14 protein-coding genes and 1 pseudogene are annotated in these 17,119 nt (G+C 69.2%); 12 read left to right on the top strand and 3 right to left on the bottom strand.

What is annotated here, in order from left to right:
* Positions 1 to 78: 78 nt before the first annotated feature.
* From V3328_RS22675 to V3328_RS22660, 4 genes are all read left to right on the top strand, one after another.
* A complete protein-coding gene (locus V3328_RS22675; RefSeq protein ID WP_340332008.1) occupies positions 79 to 525 on the top strand; it encodes a VOC family protein in 447 nt (148 codons plus the stop codon).
* Positions 526 to 532: 7 nt separating this feature from the next.
* Positions 533 to 949 carry a cupin domain-containing protein gene (locus V3328_RS22670; protein WP_340332007.1) on the top strand — a complete coding sequence of 139 codons (417 nt, stop codon included), beginning with the start codon at positions 533 to 535 and terminating at the stop codon, positions 947 to 949.
* Between the two features lie 95 nt (positions 950 to 1,044).
* On the top strand, positions 1,045 to 1,716 hold the full coding sequence (locus V3328_RS22665; RefSeq protein ID WP_340332006.1) for a dienelactone hydrolase family protein: 672 nt from the start codon (positions 1,045 to 1,047) through the stop codon (positions 1,714 to 1,716).
* Between the two features lie 295 nt (positions 1,717 to 2,011).
* Positions 2,012 to 3,616: a peptide chain release factor 3 gene (locus tag V3328_RS22660; RefSeq protein ID WP_340332133.1), complete on the top strand. Its 1,605-nt coding sequence runs from the start codon at positions 2,012 to 2,014 to the stop codon at positions 3,614 to 3,616.
* A gap of 1,247 nt (positions 3,617 to 4,863) precedes the next feature.
* On the opposite strand, the gene V3328_RS22655 is transcribed toward V3328_RS22660, so the two are convergent.
* Positions 4,864 to 5,313 (bottom strand): hypothetical protein, encoded by a 450-nt coding sequence (locus V3328_RS22655; protein ID WP_340332005.1) that lies wholly within the window; start codon positions 5,311 to 5,313, stop codon positions 4,864 to 4,866.
* Between the two features lie 1,175 nt (positions 5,314 to 6,488).
* Here V3328_RS22655 and V3328_RS22650 point away from each other — a divergent pair.
* Entirely contained in the window at positions 6,489 to 6,974 is a 486-nt protein-coding gene (locus V3328_RS22650) for a hypothetical protein (protein ID WP_340332004.1), read from the top strand.
* A 221-nt stretch (positions 6,975 to 7,195) separates the two neighbouring features.
* A complete protein-coding gene (locus tag V3328_RS22645) occupies positions 7,196 to 7,657 on the top strand; it encodes a hypothetical protein (protein ID WP_340332003.1) in 462 nt (153 codons plus the stop codon).
* A gap of 95 nt (positions 7,658 to 7,752) precedes the next feature.
* On the opposite strand, the gene V3328_RS22640 is transcribed toward V3328_RS22645, so the two are convergent.
* Positions 7,753 to 8,382 (bottom strand): MSMEG_1061 family FMN-dependent PPOX-type flavoprotein, encoded by a 630-nt coding sequence (locus V3328_RS22640; protein WP_340332002.1) that lies wholly within the window; start codon positions 8,380 to 8,382, stop codon positions 7,753 to 7,755.
* A gap of 235 nt (positions 8,383 to 8,617) precedes the next feature.
* On the opposite strand from V3328_RS22640, the gene V3328_RS22635 reads away from it, so the two are divergent.
* The 3 genes from V3328_RS22635 to V3328_RS22625 all read left to right on the top strand — a co-directional run bounded on the left by V3328_RS22635 (position 8,618) and on the right by V3328_RS22625 (position 12,110).
* On the top strand, positions 8,618 to 10,981 hold the full coding sequence (locus tag V3328_RS22635) for an ATP-dependent helicase (protein WP_340332001.1): 2,364 nt from the start codon (positions 8,618 to 8,620) through the stop codon (positions 10,979 to 10,981).
* Positions 10,982 to 11,047: 66 nt separating this feature from the next.
* Entirely contained in the window at positions 11,048 to 11,398 is a 351-nt protein-coding gene (locus tag V3328_RS22630; protein WP_340332000.1) for a hypothetical protein, read from the top strand.
* 67 nt (positions 11,399 to 11,465) lie between these two features.
* On the top strand, positions 11,466 to 12,110 hold the full coding sequence (locus tag V3328_RS22625) for a hypothetical protein (RefSeq protein ID WP_340331999.1): 645 nt from the start codon (positions 11,466 to 11,468) through the stop codon (positions 12,108 to 12,110).
* A 926-nt stretch (positions 12,111 to 13,036) separates the two neighbouring features.
* Here the strand turns inward: V3328_RS22625 and V3328_RS26615 are convergent.
* Positions 13,037 to 13,228, bottom strand: a pseudogene (locus tag V3328_RS26615) (hypothetical protein); the annotation flags it as partial.
* 475 nt (positions 13,229 to 13,703) lie between these two features.
* On the opposite strand from V3328_RS26615, the gene cckA reads away from it, so the two are divergent.
* From cckA to V3328_RS22605, 3 genes are all read left to right on the top strand, one after another.
* Positions 13,704 to 16,325, top strand: coding sequence for a cell cycle histidine kinase CckA (gene cckA, locus V3328_RS22615; protein ID WP_340331997.1), 2,622 nt, complete (start codon positions 13,704 to 13,706; stop codon positions 16,323 to 16,325).
* A 115-nt stretch (positions 16,326 to 16,440) separates the two neighbouring features.
* Positions 16,441 to 16,674 (top strand): hypothetical protein, encoded by a 234-nt coding sequence (locus V3328_RS22610; RefSeq protein WP_340331996.1) that lies wholly within the window; start codon positions 16,441 to 16,443, stop codon positions 16,672 to 16,674.
* Positions 16,675 to 16,698: 24 nt separating this feature from the next.
* On the top strand, positions 16,699 to 17,118 hold the full coding sequence (locus V3328_RS22605; RefSeq protein ID WP_340331995.1) for a VOC family protein: 420 nt from the start codon (positions 16,699 to 16,701) through the stop codon (positions 17,116 to 17,118).
* Position 17,119 lies beyond the last annotated feature (1 nt).

The following is a 17,119-nucleotide window of genomic DNA, read 5'->3' as shown; positions in this document are numbered from 1 at the left end:
TAACATCCGTGCAATACGCGGGTCGGCAGCGGCGGTAGCGTGGGGTGTCAGACCACCGTTCAGGGAAGGACCAGCACCATGCCATCACAGCGTCAGGACCGTGCCGTCGATGCGCCTAGACGGTTCCAGGACCGTGCCGTCATCATGCCATGCCTGTGCTATCGCGACGCGCGTGCCGCGATCGACTGGCTGGAGACGGCATTCGGCTTCGAGACGAAGGTCGCATATGAGGGACCGGGCGGTTCGATCGCCCATGCCGAGCTTCGGATCGGCTCGAGCTACGTCATGCTCGGCACCCAGAAGCAGGACCCGTTCAACTGGACGACGCCGGAGCAGGCGGGGGTCTCGACCCAGATGATCTACGTCGTGGTCGACGACGCCGACGCCATGTTCGACCGGGTCTCGAAACTGGACGCCGACATCGTCCGGCCGCTTGCCGACACCGACTACGGCTCGCGCGACTTCTCGGTGCGCGATCCGGAGGGCCACATCTGGAACTTCGGCACCTACCACCCCGACGACTGAGGACGCGATGACCGATTCGATCATATTGCGGCCCGGCGCCGGCCGCCGCTACGACCTCGGCGCCATGCACGCGGTGTTCAAGGCCGACGGCCCGGAGACCGGCGACCGCTACTGCGTCTCCGAGTGGTGGCTGGAGCCGCGCTCGGCGGGACCCGGTCCGCATTCGCACGAGGAAAACGACGAACTGTTCCACGTCATCGCCGGACGGCCCTCGGTCCTCGTCGGCGACGAGTGGGTCGACGCCCCGGCGGGCACCTTCGTGCGCATCCCGGCGGGCGTCACCCACGATTTCGAGAACCGCACCGATCGGGACGCCGGCCTCCTGAACATCTTCGTTCCGGGCGGCTTCGAGGAAAGGATGCCGATGATCGTGGCGTGGTTCGAGCAAAACCGGTCCGACGCGCGAAAGGACGTCGATAGCTGATCGCGCTCGCAGGACTCCCCTGCCGCGCCGGCTTCGCCTATGGTCCGCCGGCCGTTCCACTCACAGGCTAGCACGCACAGGACAGGGAGCTCCGCATGGGCCAGATGACGACTTTGACCGCCGCCGACGGATTCGAGCTTGGCGCCTACCGGGCCGAGCCCGAGGGCTCGCCGCGCGGCGGGCTGGTGGTCGTGCAGGAGATCTTCGGCGTCAATTCGCACATCCGCTCGATCTGCGACCGCTACGCGGCGCTCGGCTACGCGACGATCGCCCCGGCGGTCTTCGACCGGATCCAGCCGGGCTTCGAATGCGGCTATTCGCCCGAAGAGGTCGCCGAGGCGCGCAAGTTCATCGGCATGGCCGACTTCGACGACATGCTGCGCGACACTCAGGCGGCGATCGACGCGCTTGCCGGCGCCGGCAAGATCGGCCTCGTCGGCTACTGCCTCGGCGGCTCGATCGCGTTTCTCGCGGCGGCCCGGCTGACCGGCCTGTCGGCGGCCGTCGGATACTACGGCAGCAAGGTGGCGACGAATGCGGACGAGACGCCGAAGGTGCCGACGCAGATGCATTTCGGCGAACAGGACCAGGGCATCCCGATGAGCGACGTCGAGACGGTGATCGCCAGGCGGCCGGACGTCGACGTACACGTCTATCCGGCCGGCCATGGCTTCGCCTGCGACGAACGGGCGAGCTTCGATGCCGCAAGCACCATGATCGCCACCGGCCGGACGCTGCGCTGGTTCGACGAGCACCTGGCCGGGTGAGGCTGACAGGAACAAGCGGCTATCCTTCGAGACGGTCGAGCTGGACGACGGCTGGGCGGCCTCCTCCGGATGAGGCCGGAGGATCTGGCGAGCCGCCAGACAGGAAAAGCTCATGGTGAGGACGTTGCGCAGCACCGGTCTCGAACCATGGGCGATCGGCCCGGCCGGGCGAGTGGACGATCGCGATGCGGCACCCCACATGAGGGGCCGAGCCAATCCGGACAACACCGGCTACACTTCGGCGCCCGGTTCCCCTATGGTCCGCGCGCATTTCACCCGAACCGACACGACCATCATGACCGAGACCCTGGAAGCCCCGGCTTCGAAAGCCGTTCCGCAGGCCGAATACAAGACGCGCCGCACCTTCGCGATCATCTCGCATCCGGACGCCGGCAAGACGACGCTGACGGAGAAGCTGCTGCTTGCCTCCGGCGCGATCCGCATGGCCGGCAACGTGCGCGCCCGCGGCGAGCAGCGCCGCACCCGCTCCGACTGGATGGAGATCGAGCAGAAGCGCGGCATCTCGGTGTCGTCGTCGGTGATGACCTTCGAGCGCGACGGCCTGACCTTCAACCTGCTCGACACGCCGGGTCACTCGGACTTCTCGGAGGACACCTATAGGACGCTGACGGCGGTCGATTCGGCGATCATGGTGATCGACGTCGCCAAGGGCATCGAGAGCCAGACGCTGAAACTGTTCGAGGTGTGCCGGCTGCGCGACATCCCGATCATCACCTTCGTCAACAAGGTCGACCGCGAGGGCCGCGATCCGCTGGAACTGCTCGACGAGATCTCCGACACGCTGGCCCTCGACGTGACGCCGGCGGTCTGGCCGCTCGGCATGGGCGTCGACTTCAAGGGCCTGATCGACCTGAACGCCGGCCGCCTGATCAACACCGACGGCTCGCAGGGCCGCGCCGTGCCGAGCGACGTCGAGGCGCTGTCGGGCGACAACCAGCTGATGGCCGATCCGCACTGCGCCCATTCGATCGAGAACCTGCAGCTCGCCCTCTCCGCCCTGCCCGACTTCGACGTCGAGGCCTATCGGGGCGGCCACATGACGCCGGTGTTCTTCGGCTCGGCGCTGAAGACGGTCGGCGTGCCGGAGCTGCTGCAGGCGATCGGCGACTGGGCGCCGGCGCCGCGTCCGCAGCCCGCCGAGCCCGAGCCGGTCTCGCCCGACGACGAAAACGTGTCCGGCTTCGTGTTCAAGGTCCAGGCCAACATGGACAAGAACCATCGCGACCGCGTCGCCTTCCTGCGCCTGTGCTCGGGGACGTTCAGGCGCGGCATGAAGCTGAAGAACGTGCGGGCCGGCCGCGAGATTTCCGTCACCAGCCCGATGTTCTTCTTCGCCCAGGACCGCGAGACCGCCGACGAGGCGGTGGCGGGCGACGTCATCGGCATCCCCAACCACGGCACGCTGAGCGTCGGCGACACGCTGAGCGAGGCGAAACCCGTCAAGGTGACCGGCATCCCCAACTTCGCCCCGGAGATCATCCGCCGCGTCCGCCTGTCCGATGCGATGAAGGCCAAGCAGCTGGCCAAGGCGCTGAACGACCTCGCCGAGGAGGGCGTCACCCAGGTCTACCGGCCGGTGATCGGCGCCGACTACATCGTCGGGGTCGTCGGCCCGCTGCAGCTCGACGTGCTGGCGACGCGGGTCGAGAACGAATACGGCGTGCCGATCGGCTTCGAGCCGATCGGCTACGACACCGCCCGCTGGGTCGCCTCCGACGACGCAAAGGCGCTGAAGGACTTCCTCGACAGGAACAGGTCGACCATGGGCACCGACCGCCAGGGCGCGCCGGTGTTCTTCGCCAACTCGAAATGGGCGCTGGAGCGGGCGGCGAAGAACTTCCCGGAGATCCGGTTCCTCGCGACGCGGGAGATGGGGTGAGCAACGCTCGGCGCTCATAGCGCCGACGAAATGCACCGCATTTCGAGTTGCGAACGCCCGAGGCCACGCGGCCGAGGGCCGGGAAGGCGCGGTCCGCGCAGCGGACGAAACGCTTGGCGTTTCGAGCGCCGAACGCCCGAGGCGAAGCCGCCGAGCGCCGGGGAACAGCAACGCTCGGCGCTCATAGCGCCGACGAAATGCACCGCATTTCGAGTTGCGAACGCCGGCGGCCACGCGGCCGACGGCCGGGCCGGCGCGCTCCGCAGCGCACGAAACGCACCGCGTTTCGAGCGCCGAACGCGCGAGGCGAAGCCGCCGAGCGCCGGGACCACCTTCTCCCCACATCATCCCGGCCGAAACGCAGTGGAGAGTCGGGATCGCCACGAACGCCGGTCCTGCGGCCCCTGGCGATCCCGGCTCGGCCCGAAGGCCGTCCGGGATGACGTGGAGGGGGCAAGGCCCGTTCCAGGCCTTGAGCGGACGAGAGCCCGTAGCCCGGATGGAACCGCGCAATCCGGGAACAGCCTTTGCGGAAGCCGCCGCCCCTTCCGGCAGTCCGCTGCCGCTCCCGGGCTACTTGCCTGGCGGGAGCCGCGCGGGAGCCGCGCGCGAGACCGCACGCCGGGACCACCTTCTACCCACGTCATCCCGGCCGTAACGCAGTGGATCGCCACCAACGCCGGTGCTGCGGCCCCTGGCGATCCCGGATCGGCCCGAAGGCCGTCCCGGATGACGTGAGAGTAGCGACGGGCGCGCGAGGCCCGAGACCGAGCGCCGGGACCACCTTCTACCCACGTCATCCCGGCCGTAACGCAGTGGAGAGCCGGATCGCCACGAACGCCGGTCCTGCGGCCCTGGCGATCCCGGATCGGCCAAAGGCCGTCCGGGATGACGTGGAGGGGTTGCATGGCATTTGCCATATCGCGGCCTCCGGCGCGGACTCAGCTCCGTCGCCCGGCGCGGCGATGGCGGCATCTGCGGCCGATGCTCAGAAGCGGGCGCTGACGCGCCCGATCGATGCAGCGGCTGCGCCGGAGCTTTGCGCTGGGTCCCGGCGCGGAGGCCGGGACGTATGCTGCGGGGTGACTGACGACCTCGGCATACGGCAGGCCCCGGGTCCCGCTCGTAACAGCCGGCTGGCTTTGAGCGGACGAGAGCCCGTAGCCCGGTTGGAGCACCGCGCAATCCGGGAACAGGCCTTGCGGATGCCACCGCCCTTCCCGCAGTCCGCTACCGCTCCATGCGGGCTACAGCGTGGGCGGCACGGGCCCACTTACCTTTTCGAAGACGCCGGTGGTGCGAGCACCGCGGGTTACGCGTTCAGCATCGAGCATTCCGTCAGCCCGCAGCTTGAACGTGAACTTCGCCTGGCTGCCCCATTTCAGAGTGTCGCCCTGGATGATCGCGGGGCCGCGAGCCTCACCTGCGGTCACCTGGTATGCGGGTGCATTGCCCCATTTGTAGTTCACGACGGCATTGCCCGTCGCATCTACCTCCTCCACCACCATGAAAGATTCAATCGCCCCGTTCCAATCGCCGTACCAAGTCCCGAGAAACGCGGCATATTGTTCAGGTATATCCGGCCCCGCGGGGCGGATGACCACCGGCGCAGGCGGCTCCAGCTTTGCAACCGTCTGCTGTTGACAACCCGCCGTCGCCAGGGCCGCGAGTCCAAAGATAAGCCCCACAGTTCTCATTGTTGCCCCCAGATACTGCTGCCGGCAAAGACTAACCGACGTCCAGAATACGCGCAATAATTGCAGAAACTCGTGATCAGCAACATCCGGTGGATCCAGGCGGTGCCACAGCTGGACCCTCCCTACCGACCCCCTGGCCCGGTAGGAGCACCGCGTAATCCGGGAGCGGCCTTTGCGGAAGCCACAGCCCCACCGGCAGTGCGTTGCCGTCCGGCCCCAGGACGGCCCGGGGACAGGCTCCCCGCAGCGAGTAGCCGGAATCGCCACGAACGCCGGTGCTGCGGCCCCTGGCGATCCCGGCTCGGCCCAAAGGCCGTCCCGGATGACGTGGAGGGGGCAAGGCCCGGCCTACCGCAAGCGTCAGCGCAGGGCTTGACTGGCGGCCCGTAGCCCGGAGCTCCCGCCGAAACGCGGATGCGGCGGTTGCGCCGGGGCTTTGCGCTGGGTCCCGGCGCGGAGGCCGGGACGTATGCTGCGGGGTGACTGACGACCTCGGCACACGGCGGGCCCGCGTCCGGCTCGTCATGGCTGACAGACTTTCAGCGGACGAGAGCCCGTAGCCCGGATGGAGCACAGCGCAAACCGGGAACAGCCTTTGCGGATGCCACCGCCCTTCCCGCAGTCCGCTGCCGCTCTATGCGGGCTACTTGCTTGACGGAAGCCGCGCGCGAGACCGAGCGCCGGGACCCCCTCCTACCCACGTCATCCCGGCCGCAACGCAGTGGAGAGCCGGGATCGCAACGAACGCCGGTGCTGCGGCCCCTGGCGATCCCGGATCGGCCAATGGCCGTCCGGGATGACGTGAGAGTAGCGCCGGGCGCGCGAGGCCCGAGACCGAACGCCGGGACCACCTTCTCCCCACGTCATCCCGGCCGCAACGCAGTGGAGAGCCGGGATCGCCACGAACGCAGGCGCTGCGGCCCCTGGCGATCCCGGATCGGGCCAAGGCCGTCACGGAGGCCGTGGAGGGGCGCCTTGCCGGATCGGGGGCGGACGGCCCGTGACTTCATGACACGTTAATCGTTCTGTCGCTTGCTGCCGGCGCCCGTGCCGGGCGTCCGGAGGCATCCGTACCGCTTCGCACCCTGCGGACCGCACCGACCTTCGGCCGGGCATGCAGCAATCAACCAGCCACGCCCCGCGGCCCTGCGGGCGGGCATTCAGCGGAGTCTTTCATGATTTCACGGATTTTCGCAGTGTGTGCGGTTGTCCTCGGGCTCGCCGCCGCCAGCCTTCCCGCCGAAGCGGCCGACCAGCCGAAGGGCCAATCGGCCGCAGCAAGGGGGTCCGATCTCGCGGCCTCCGAGATCTCGCCCGTGGCCGACGTCGAGTACGCCAGGGCGGCGCTCGTCTACAGCCCGTTCTACCACATCATTCGCAGCAAGAACGTCCGCAAGGTGGTCAAGCCCAAGAAGGGGATCTATTGCGTGAAGCTTCCCAGGACCATCGACGGCAAGGAGATCAACACCCAGCGGCTGATCCCCAACGTCACGCCGGAATGGCGGACGTCCGACCGCGACGACCTGATCGCCTACTACGACTATGCGGGCTACGACTGCCCGAAGCCGCAGCGCTACGTGGAGGTACGGACCTACCAGCTCAACAGGGCCGGGCGACCCGTTCCGTCGAACACCGTCGGATTCACCCTGACGATCCCGTGAGGGCACCGCAGCGGCAGGGCCGCCGGGAGCGGCGGGACGAACCGCCGGCGGCCCGACGGTCGGCGAACAACGCTGGCTAAAGAATAATTGCGATGTTAGGTTTTCGCCGCGGCACGGACCGCCGCCGGAATCGACCGTGTTGCGGCGGGCCTGTCCGACAGCTTTTTCGACCTGGATCCCCTTTACCTCTCATCCCTGTCCAACATCCCATGGAGAATTGCATGTCTGCACGATTTCTCGGTCTCGCCCTTGCGGCGATCATTGCATTTTGCGGCGTACCGGCGGCGATGGCCGATCAGACCAACGGCGGTTCGGGCGCGGAGATTGCCGGGCCGGCCTCATCGTTCTCGAACGTCGTCGATGCCAGGTTTGCGGTCTTCTACGATCGTTCGTCGATCGTTCGTGCGAAGAACATCAACACGGTCACACATCCCAGCACCGGCATCTATTGCGTCAAGATTCCAAAGACGCTCGATGGCAAGAATATCAACGCCCAAAGGCTGATTCCCAACGTGACGGTCGAATGGGGAACATCGTTCGGTCTTGATCTTCTCGCATATTACTACGCGAATGCCGACAGCTGCCCGAAGTCCAAGCGCTTTGTCGAGGTGCGGACCTACCAGTTCCCCGACGGGGTGCCCGAGCTGTCGGACAATGTCTCCTTCATCGTGACGATCCCGTAAGCCGGAACACGCGTACAGGTCGATCCTTGCAAGCCGCCCGGCCATGCCGGGCGGCTTTTGCATGGCAGAGCCCGGCCTGCCGCACCCGGCGGGGCTCAGTACATCTTCGTCTCGAAATCGTCGTCGATGATCGCCTGCATCTCGCGGGTCGACTCCGACAGCCTGCCGTGCGCCACCATCGCCTCCGACAGCGACGGAACGTCGGCGAGATCGGGCCAGCCCGCCGGCTCCCAGATGCGCGAGCGGGCCATCGACTTGGCGCAGTGCATGAAGGCCTCCTCCACCGTCACCGCCAGCAGGAGCTGCGGCACCCTGCCCTTCACCGCCAGCCGTTCCTGCAGGGCCGCGTCGAGGACGATGCGGCCGCGGCCGCTGACGCGCAGGGTGTAGCTGTAGCCGGGGATCATGAAGATCAGCCCGACGGCGGGATCGACGAGCAGGTTCTCGAAGGAGTCGATGCGCCGGTTGCCGAGCCGGTCGGGAACGACCAGCGTCCTGTCGTCGCGCACGTGCACGAAACCGGCCGGGTCGCCCTTCGGCGAGAGGTCCATCAGCCCGTCGGGACCCCTGGTGGCGATGACGACGAAGGGGGAGGCCGCGATGAACCGGCGGCAGACGTCGTCGACGTGGTCGATGACCTTGTCGGTGACGCGGTGGCTCGGCGCGGCGATGATCTGCCTGAGCCGCTCGCGGCTGGTGATGATCTCGTCGAATCCGTCCGTCATGTCGGTGTCTCCGGCGCTGGCCGACGCGGCGCGTTGGCCACCGGAGCGTACAGATCCCGCGCGCAAGTGCAAAATCCCCGCTGGATCCGGCGACAGGAGGGACAGGCCGCGCCGCCCGCCCGCCGATGCGCTGCCGGACATGCGCGGACCTGACGCTGCCCGGTTCCGCCCCGCCGGGGCGCGATTCGCGCTACAGTCCCTTGAGCCCGAATCGCACAAGAGCCATATCAAGCCGATGGCCGACCGACGCATCGACCCAAGCCACGACGAAATCACCGCGCCGGCGGCATTGCCCCGTCCCGGCGGCATCGCGGCGCGCGCCCGGGCGGCGTCGGCGCCGGCCTACCTGGAGGGGCTCAACGCCGAGCAGCGCCGCGCCGTGGAGACGATCGACGGCCCGGTCCTGGTGCTGGCCGGCGCCGGCACCGGCAAGACGCGGGTGCTGACCACGCGGCTCGCCCACATCCTGACGCTGGGCCTCGCCCGCCCCGGCCAGATCCTCGCGGTGACCTTCACCAACAAGGCGGCGCGCGAGATGAGGGAGCGCATCGGCGGACTGATCGGCGAATCGGTGGAAGGGATGCCCTGGCTCGGCACGTTCCATTCGATCTGCGTGAAGATCCTGCGCCGCCACGCCGAGGCGGTCGGCCTGAAGCGCGACTTCACGATCCTCGACACCGACGACCAGATCCGGCTGATGAAGCAGGTGATCCAGGCCGCCGACCTGGACGACAAGCGCTGGCCGGCGCGTCAGCTCGCCGCCTATATCGACGGCTGGAAGAACCGCGGCCTGACCCCCGACAAGGTGCCGTCGGGCGACGCCTACGCCTTCGCCGGCCAGGGCGACGAGCTCTACAAGGCCTACCAGGCCCGCCTGAAGACGCTGAACGCGGTGGATTTCGGCGACCTGCTGCTGGAGGTGATCCGGCTGTTCCGCGAGAACCAGGACGTGCTGGCCGACTTCCAGTCGCGGTTCCGCTACATGCTGGTCGACGAGTACCAGGACACCAACGTCGCCCAGTACCTGTGGCTGCGGCTGCTGGCGCAGCGGCCGGAAGGGGCCGGCCCGCCCAACATCTGCTGCGTCGGCGACGACGACCAGTCGATCTACGGCTGGCGCGGCGCCGAGGTCGACAACATCCTGCGCTTCGAGAAGGACTTCCCCGGCGCCGTGGTGATCCGGCTGGAGCAGAACTACCGGTCCACCTCGAACATCCTCGACGCCGCCTCCCACCTGATCGCCCACAACGAGGGCCGGCTCGGCAAGACCCTGCACACGCAAGGAGACGCCGGCGACAAGGTCACGGTGACCTGCGCGTGGGACTCCGAGGAGGAGGCGCGGCTGATCGGCGAGGAGATCGAGCAGCTGCAGCGGCGCGGCGAGAGCCTCGACGACATGGCGATCCTGGTGCGGGCGTCGTTCCAGATGCGCGAGTTCGAGGACCGCTTCGTGACGCTCGGCCTGCCCTACCGCGTCATCGGCGGCCCGCGCTTCTACGAGCGCGCCGAGATCCGCGACGCGATCGCCTACCTGCGCGCCACCCTGCAGCCGGCCGACGACCTCGCCTTCGAGCGGATCGTCAACACGCCGCGGCGGGGCATCGGCGACGCCACCGTGCGCACCATCCACGACGTCGCCCGGGCGCGCGGCATCCCGATGATGCAGGCGGCGCTGGAACTGACCGAATCCGAGGAACTGAAGCCGCGCGCCCGCAGCTCGCTGCGCGCGCTGCTCGACTCGTTTGCCCGCTGGCGCGGCCAGCTCGACGCCCTGCCCCAGGCCGAGCTCGCCGCAATCATCCTGGAGGAATCCGGCTACACCGAGATGTGGCAGCGCGACCGCTCGGCCGACGCGCCTGGCCGGCTCGAGAACCTCAAGGAACTGCTGCGCTCGATGGAGGAGTTCGAGTCGATGCTCGGCTTCCTGGAGCACATATCGCTGGTGATGGACAGCGACGCCGGCGGCGACGAGGAGAAGGTGTCGCTGATGACGCTGCACGCCGCCAAGGGACTGGAGTTCGGCACCGTGTTCCTGCCCGGCTGGGAGGAAGGGCTGTTCCCGCACCAGCGCTCGCTCGACGAGAACGGCCGCGCCGGGCTGGAGGAGGAGCGCCGGCTCGCCTATGTCGGCCTGACCCGCGCCAAGCGCCGCGCCGCGCTGTTCTTCGCGACCAACCGCCGGATCCACGGCCTGTGGCAGTCGACGGCGTCCTCCCGCTTCCTCGACGAACTGCCGGAGTCGAACGTCGAGGTCGTCGACACGGGGTCGCTGCGGACAAGCCCGTCGGGCTACGGCCACTCGCGTTTCGATTCGCGCGAGCCGTTCGGCTCGACCTACTCGACGCCCGGCTGGCAGCGCGCGCAGAGGAACAAGGATCGCGCCGCGGTGCGCAATCCCTGGAACGAGCCGCCGCTGATCGAGGGCGAGGTGCTGGCCCGCTCGACCGGTGCGGAGTCCGGCTATGCGGTCGGCGAGCGGGTGTTCCACCAGAAGTTCGGCTACGGGCGGGTGTCGGCGGTCGACGGCAACAAGCTGACCATAGCCTTCGAGCATTCCGGCTCGAAGCGGGTGCTGGATTCGTTCGTCGAGCGGCACTGAGCGACGGCGCCCCAGCGGATCTGCGCGTGCCAGGCTGCCGCGCACGACAGGGAGGGAGACATCACCATGTTCGTCGCGGTCCTGGTGCGCCGGCTGAAACCCGGCATGACCTACGAGGATTTTCTCAGGGCGTGGTACCCCGACAAGGGCTCGGGGCTGGCCGGCCCGGAGACGATCCTTGGCCGCAACCTGACCGACGAGAGCGAGATCCTGGCCCTCACCCAGCTCGACCTGCCGGATGTCTCCGCGCTGCAGGACGCCCTGCAACGCATTGGCGAGCAGGAAGCGGTCCGGCAGATCCGGATGTCCGAGGTGGTAGAGTCGACAACGGTCCGCAGCGTCTACGAGGTCACCGACGAATTCGACCTGTCCACCGACGAAGCGGTGGCGGCGGGACGCGCGCGGCTGCTGCTCTAGCGGGTCGGGTCCAGCGGGGCGGCGCGACGGCGCTCAGCCGTCGCGCTTGACGATCTCGTCGTAGATATTGACGCTTTCCGACTTCCGCTTGTCGTCCGGATTGTCTTCCGACGGCTTCTCCGGCGACTTTTCCGGTGTCTTCTCCGGTCCCAGATTGAGCTCGGCGGACAGGGCGGCGGCCAGATCGAAGTCGCCGGGCGCCGACGGCTTGCCGGCGGGCGGCGCCGACGATGTCGGCCTTTGGGACGGTGCAGCCGGCGACGATCCCTGGGATCCTTGGATGGTCGGCGAGGAATACGGGCGCAGCGGCGGTGCGGACTGGCCGGCCGAGGGTGCTGGCCCGGAGGATGGAGCGCCGGAGGACGGGGCGCCCGACGACGCCGGCTGCGATGGCCGTGCCGGGGCGGTGGACGACGATGAGCCGGACGATCCCGGCCCGGACGATGCTGGCCCGGACGATGCGGGGCCGGACGATGCTGGGCCAGACGATGCCGGGCCGGACGGTCCGGGGGCCGACTGGCCGGGGCCCGAGCGCGACGGTGCGGACTGCGACTGGGCCGACGAAGGCGACGCGGTCGGCGTCGTCAGGGGCCGCTTCAGCGCGGCCTCCAGGCGCTGCGCCATCTGCTCGAGTTGTTCATCCGGACCGGGCTCGCCGCCATCCGACGGTTCCGGCCTGGCGCCCTGCGGCGCTGACCCCGTCGCGGCGTAGCGGGTCGAAGACGCTCCGGAGGTCGGGCCGCCCGACGCCGCGCTGCCCGACGATGTGCCGGCGGAAGACGGGCTTCCCGCGGGGGGCGGCGGCGACGGCCGCGTCGGGGTCGCCGGCGCACCGGGCGAGGTCCGCGGCGTATAGCTGGATTGCGTCGCCGAAGGGGGCGGCGCAGAAGGTGGCGGGGCAGAAGGAGGCGGGGCCGGGCGGGATGCAGCCGGCGAAGACGACGGCTGGGCCGGCGACGGCGCTCTTGGCGCCGACTGCGGAGGCGCCGCCGGCCGAGGCGGAATCGGAGGCTCGGAAGGCTTTGACTCCGGACGCACCGCGTCGGGCGCGCCGGTGGCGCGCGACTGCGACGAGCTGGCCGCCGGGGACGCCGGTCCCTGGCTCGATGATGACGGGGAACCCGATGAAGACGGGGCCGAGGATGACGGCGTCGAGGGCCGCGACACCTGTCCGCCGGCCGGACGCTCCGACGCGGCGGGGCGCGGCGGTTCTGCCGCGGCAGGTGCAGCAGGGCCGGGTGCAGCAGGGCCGGGTGCAGCAGACCGGGGCGGTTCGGCAGGCCTTGACGGGGGCGCCGAGGGACGCGGCGGCGGCGCCGCAGGCCGTGCGGTTGCAGGCTGCTGGGCGGGTGCCTGGACGGGCGCCTGAACGGGCGGCGGTGCGGGGGCCGGCTCCGGGGTCCTGACCGGGCGCGACGGCGCAGCGTCGGAGTAGCGCGGGGGCATCGCGGGCTCGACCGCCCGCGGACGCACCGGTTCGGGTGCGCGGACGGACGAGCGGCCGACATCCTGCATGTCGGCGCGGCTACGCTCCAGCACCGCCGGCGGGACTGCCCCGATGCCGGATTCGACCACCACATCGGCCGGCCCGCCGACCAGGATCAGGTGCTCGACATTGTCGCGCCGCACCAGAATCAGCCGGCGCTTGGCGTCGACATGGGTTCCGTCGACCACGGCGAGGCGATCCTGCTTGGCCCTGAGACTGCCGCCGAAACCACCCCTGCCCGCGGCGACGCGCCGGATGATCCATGCCGTCAGCGCGATGAGCAGCAAAACGAAGACGAAGGCGATGATGAATCGGGCCGGCAAGCCCAGTTGGACCCCTAGCATGCTCTCCAGGAACTCCATGAATCGTGCCTCCTTCGTCCGCCGCAAACGCGGAACTCGTTAACATTTGCCGGCAGCATTTGCCGAAATCAAGGCTAACAGACCGTTAAGACCCTTGGCCAGCCCCTTAGGAACTCTCGGCTTTTGGCCTTTCTGGCCCCATCGGACGGGCACGATGTATAACCCGTCATAACGATGAGAGGGGCAATGTGTTCCCATCTTAAGAAATAAGGCAAGCCCCGGGCAGGCGCCGGCGGCCCACGCGCCGGCGCGGGACCGGCCGCCAACCCGACCTTGCAAGGCGTTTTCCCGCGGACCTCCAGGGTGCCGGCCTACCCGTTGCGTACATCCCGGTTGCGCAATCCGGCGGCTGCGCTATTCAGATTAAGGATTAGCGGATTTGCGCTCGAATCACGTTGAATTGGAGTAGACAGGCGATTGTGCCGGCTCCAGCCTACGAAGGGCGACCGCGCGAGCGATGACCGAAACGCCGATTGACCAGCACATGACCGATCCCGCCGGGGAGAAGCCCAGCAAGGAAGGCTCCATCGGGCTGGTGATGCTGCTGGCCGCCGCGCTGATCGCCATCGCGGTGGCGTTCGCGCTGATGGGCCGCGAGGACGCCCGTCCGCTGGTGCTCGGCCTGCTCGCCTTCCTGGCGGTGGTCGGCGTGTTCTCGCTGTTTGCCGCCGCCGTGGGCGTGCTGCGCTTCTCCGACCGCCGCCCGGCCGACGGCTTCTCCCGGATCATCGCCGAGGACATCCCGGAGGGCATGCTGGTCACGGGCCGCGGCGGCCGCATCCTCTATGCCAATGCCGCCTACATGCGCCTGACCGACGCCGAGCGGGACGCCGACGTGCGCGGGGTGGAGCGCGCCTTCGCCGGCGACGCGGAGGCGGCCGAGGCGATGTTCCGCCTGTCCCAGGCCGCCGCCGCCGGCCGCCGCGGCGAGGAAGAGATCCGTATCGAGCGCCGGGACCGGGGCTACGGGGAGCGGGGCTACGGGGAGCGCGCCGACGGCGACGCCGGGGAGCGCCGGGCGACGTGGTACCGGATCCGGGTACAGCCGCTGACCGGCAAGGGCCGCAAGGACGAACTGCTCTGGCAGGTCGCCGACGTCACCCACGACCGCGTCCGCCAGGAAAACGTCTTCCGCGAACTGCAGCGGGCGATCGACAACCTCGACCACGCGCCGGCCGGCTTCTTCTCGGCCGATTCCGCCGGCTCGCTGCCCTACATGAACGCGACGCTGGCCGGCTGGCTCGGCTACGATATCGCCGAGACCGAGACGTCGCGGCTCACCCTGGAGGCGATCGTATCGGGAGACGGCGCGGCGCTGATCCAGGACATCGAACCGGCGCCCGGCGAGGTGCGCACGGCGACGATCGACCTCGATCTCGTCCGCCGCAACGGGCAGACCCTGCCCGTCCGGCTCCTGCACCGGGTTGCCTTCGACGCCGGCGGCACGCCGGGGATATCGCGGACGCTGGTGCTGAACCGCAGCCCCGGCGCGGTCCCGGGTAGCGTGCCCGGCAGCGTTCCGGGCGGGGCGGACGTGGCCGAGACCCTGCGGGCCGCCGAAGTGCGATTTGCACGGTTCTTCAACAATACGCCGCTGGCCATTGCGACCGTCGACCGGGACGGCCGCATCGAGCGGACCAACGCCGCCTTCGCACGGCTGTTCGCCTCCGAAGGCCGCCCGGCGCGCGCCGGCGCCCGCACCATCGGCGATTGCGTCGCCGACCGCGACCGGCCGGCGCTTACGGAGGCGCTGCAGGCCGCCTTCGCCGGCAAGGCCGAGGTCAAGCCAGTCGATGCCACGGTGACCGGCGACGGCAACCGGATGGGCCGCTTCTTCGTCTCGCCCGTCGAGGACGGCGACGGCGAGGCGGCGATCGTCTATGCGCTCGACATCACCGAGCAGAAGGCGCTGGAGGCGCAGTTCGCCCAGGGCCAGAAGATGCAGGCGGTCGGGCAGCTCGCCGGCGGCATCGCGCACGACTTCAACAACGTGCTGACCGCGATCATCGGCTTCTCCGACCTGCTGCTGGCCAACCACCGGCCGACCGACCCGTCGTTCAACGACATCATGAACATCAAGCACAACGCCAACCGGGCCGCCGGCCTGGTGCGCCAGCTGCTCGCCTTCTCGCGCCGGCAGACGCTGCGGCCGCAGGTGCTCAGGCTCGCAGACGTGATGTCGGCCGACCTGCAGGTGCTGCTGGCGCGGCTGCTCGGCGCCAAGGTGGACCTCAACCTCGAGCAGGACCGCGACCTCTGGCTGGTGCGCGCCGACGTCAACCAGCTCGAGCAGGTGATCATCAACCTCGCCGTCAACGCCCGCGACGCCATGCCGGAGGGCGGCAAGCTGACGATCCGCACCCGCAACGAGACGCTGGAGGCGGACCGGCCGATCGGCGAAGGCGCGATGCCGGCGGGCGAATACGTCGTCGCCGAAGTCTCCGACACCGGCACCGGGATGCCGCCGGAGGTGCTGGCGAAGATCTTCGATCCGTTCTTCACCACCAAGGAAGTCGGCAAGGGCACCGGCCTCGGCCTGTCGACGGTCTACGGCATCATCAAGCAGACCGGCGGCTACATCATCGCCGAGTCGACGCCCGGCAAGGGCACGACGTTCCGCATCTACCTGCCGCGCCACATCCCCTCCGCCGAGGAGGCCGCGCCCAAGCGCGACGTCGCTGCCGAGGCGCCGAAGGATCTCACCGGCCGCGGCACGATCCTGCTGGTGGAGGACGAGGAATCGGTGCGCGCCTTCGCCGCCCGCGCGCTCGCCTCGCGCGGCTACACGGTGCTGGAGGCCGATTCCGGCGTCACCGCGCTTGAGGTGATGGACGAGCATGAGGGCACCGTGGACCTGGTGGTGTCGGACGTGGTGATGCCGGAGATGGACGGCCCGACGCTGCTCAAGGAGGTGCGCAAGCGCAACCCGAAGCTGAAGGTGATCTTCGTGTCGGGCTATGCCGAGGACGCGTTCTCGAAGAATCTCGAGGGCGGCGAGCAGTTCCACTTCCTGCCCAAGCCCTTCAACCTGAAGGAACTCGCCGCCACCGTGAAGGAAGTGATGTCGTCGCAGACCTGATGCCCGGCGGCGGTTTGCTCGCGGGGTTGGCCCCGAGGGTCGCACGCCCCGCGGCGCAGGAACGGCACGGCCAGGCCGACGTTGTTTCGCAAGAGACAGCGAAAGGAGCGACATCATGGCCAGATGCGACCACTGCGGCAACGACTACGACAAGACCTTCGAGATCAACATGGCCGGCCAGACCGGGACCTTCGACAGCTTCGAGTGCGCGATCCAGGCGATGGCCCCGCAATGCCCGCAATGCGGCGTGCGCATCGTCGGACACGGCGTCGAGGCGCACGGCGAGGTGTTCTGCTGCGCCCACTGCGCGCGCCACCAGGGCGAGACCGGCCTGGCGGACCGGGCCTGACCCCGCGCATTCCCGGACCGGACGATGAGCACACCGCCCCTGGACGGCATCCTTGAGACCGCGCTCTACGTGGACGACCTGGACGAGGCCCGCGCGTTCTACCTGACGGTGATGGGTCTGGACGAGATCTTCTCCGACGAGCGGATGGCGTCTCTGAACGTCGGCGAGGACCGCGTGCTGCTGCTGTTCAGGCGCGGCGCATCGGCCCATACCACCGAGGTGCCCGGCGGCACGATCCCGCCGCACGACGGGGCCGGGCCGGTGCACATCGCCTTCGCCGTCGACGACGGGGACCTCGCGGCCTGGGAGGAGCACCTGGAGCGCCACGACACGCCGGTGGAGGCGCGCACCGACTGGCCGGAGCGCGGCACCAGCATCTATTTCCGGGACCCGGACGGCCACCTGCTGGAACTCGCCTCGCGGCGGCTGTGGAGACGCGGCTGAG

Origin of the sequence: Microbaculum marinum (assembly GCF_037855135.1) — a bacterium.
GTDB classification, from domain to species: Bacteria; Pseudomonadota; Alphaproteobacteria; order Rhizobiales; family Tepidamorphaceae; genus Microbaculum; species Microbaculum marinum.
The sequence above is the reverse complement of the archived record's forward strand: the minus strand, read 5'-3'. Positions and strand labels throughout refer to the sequence as shown.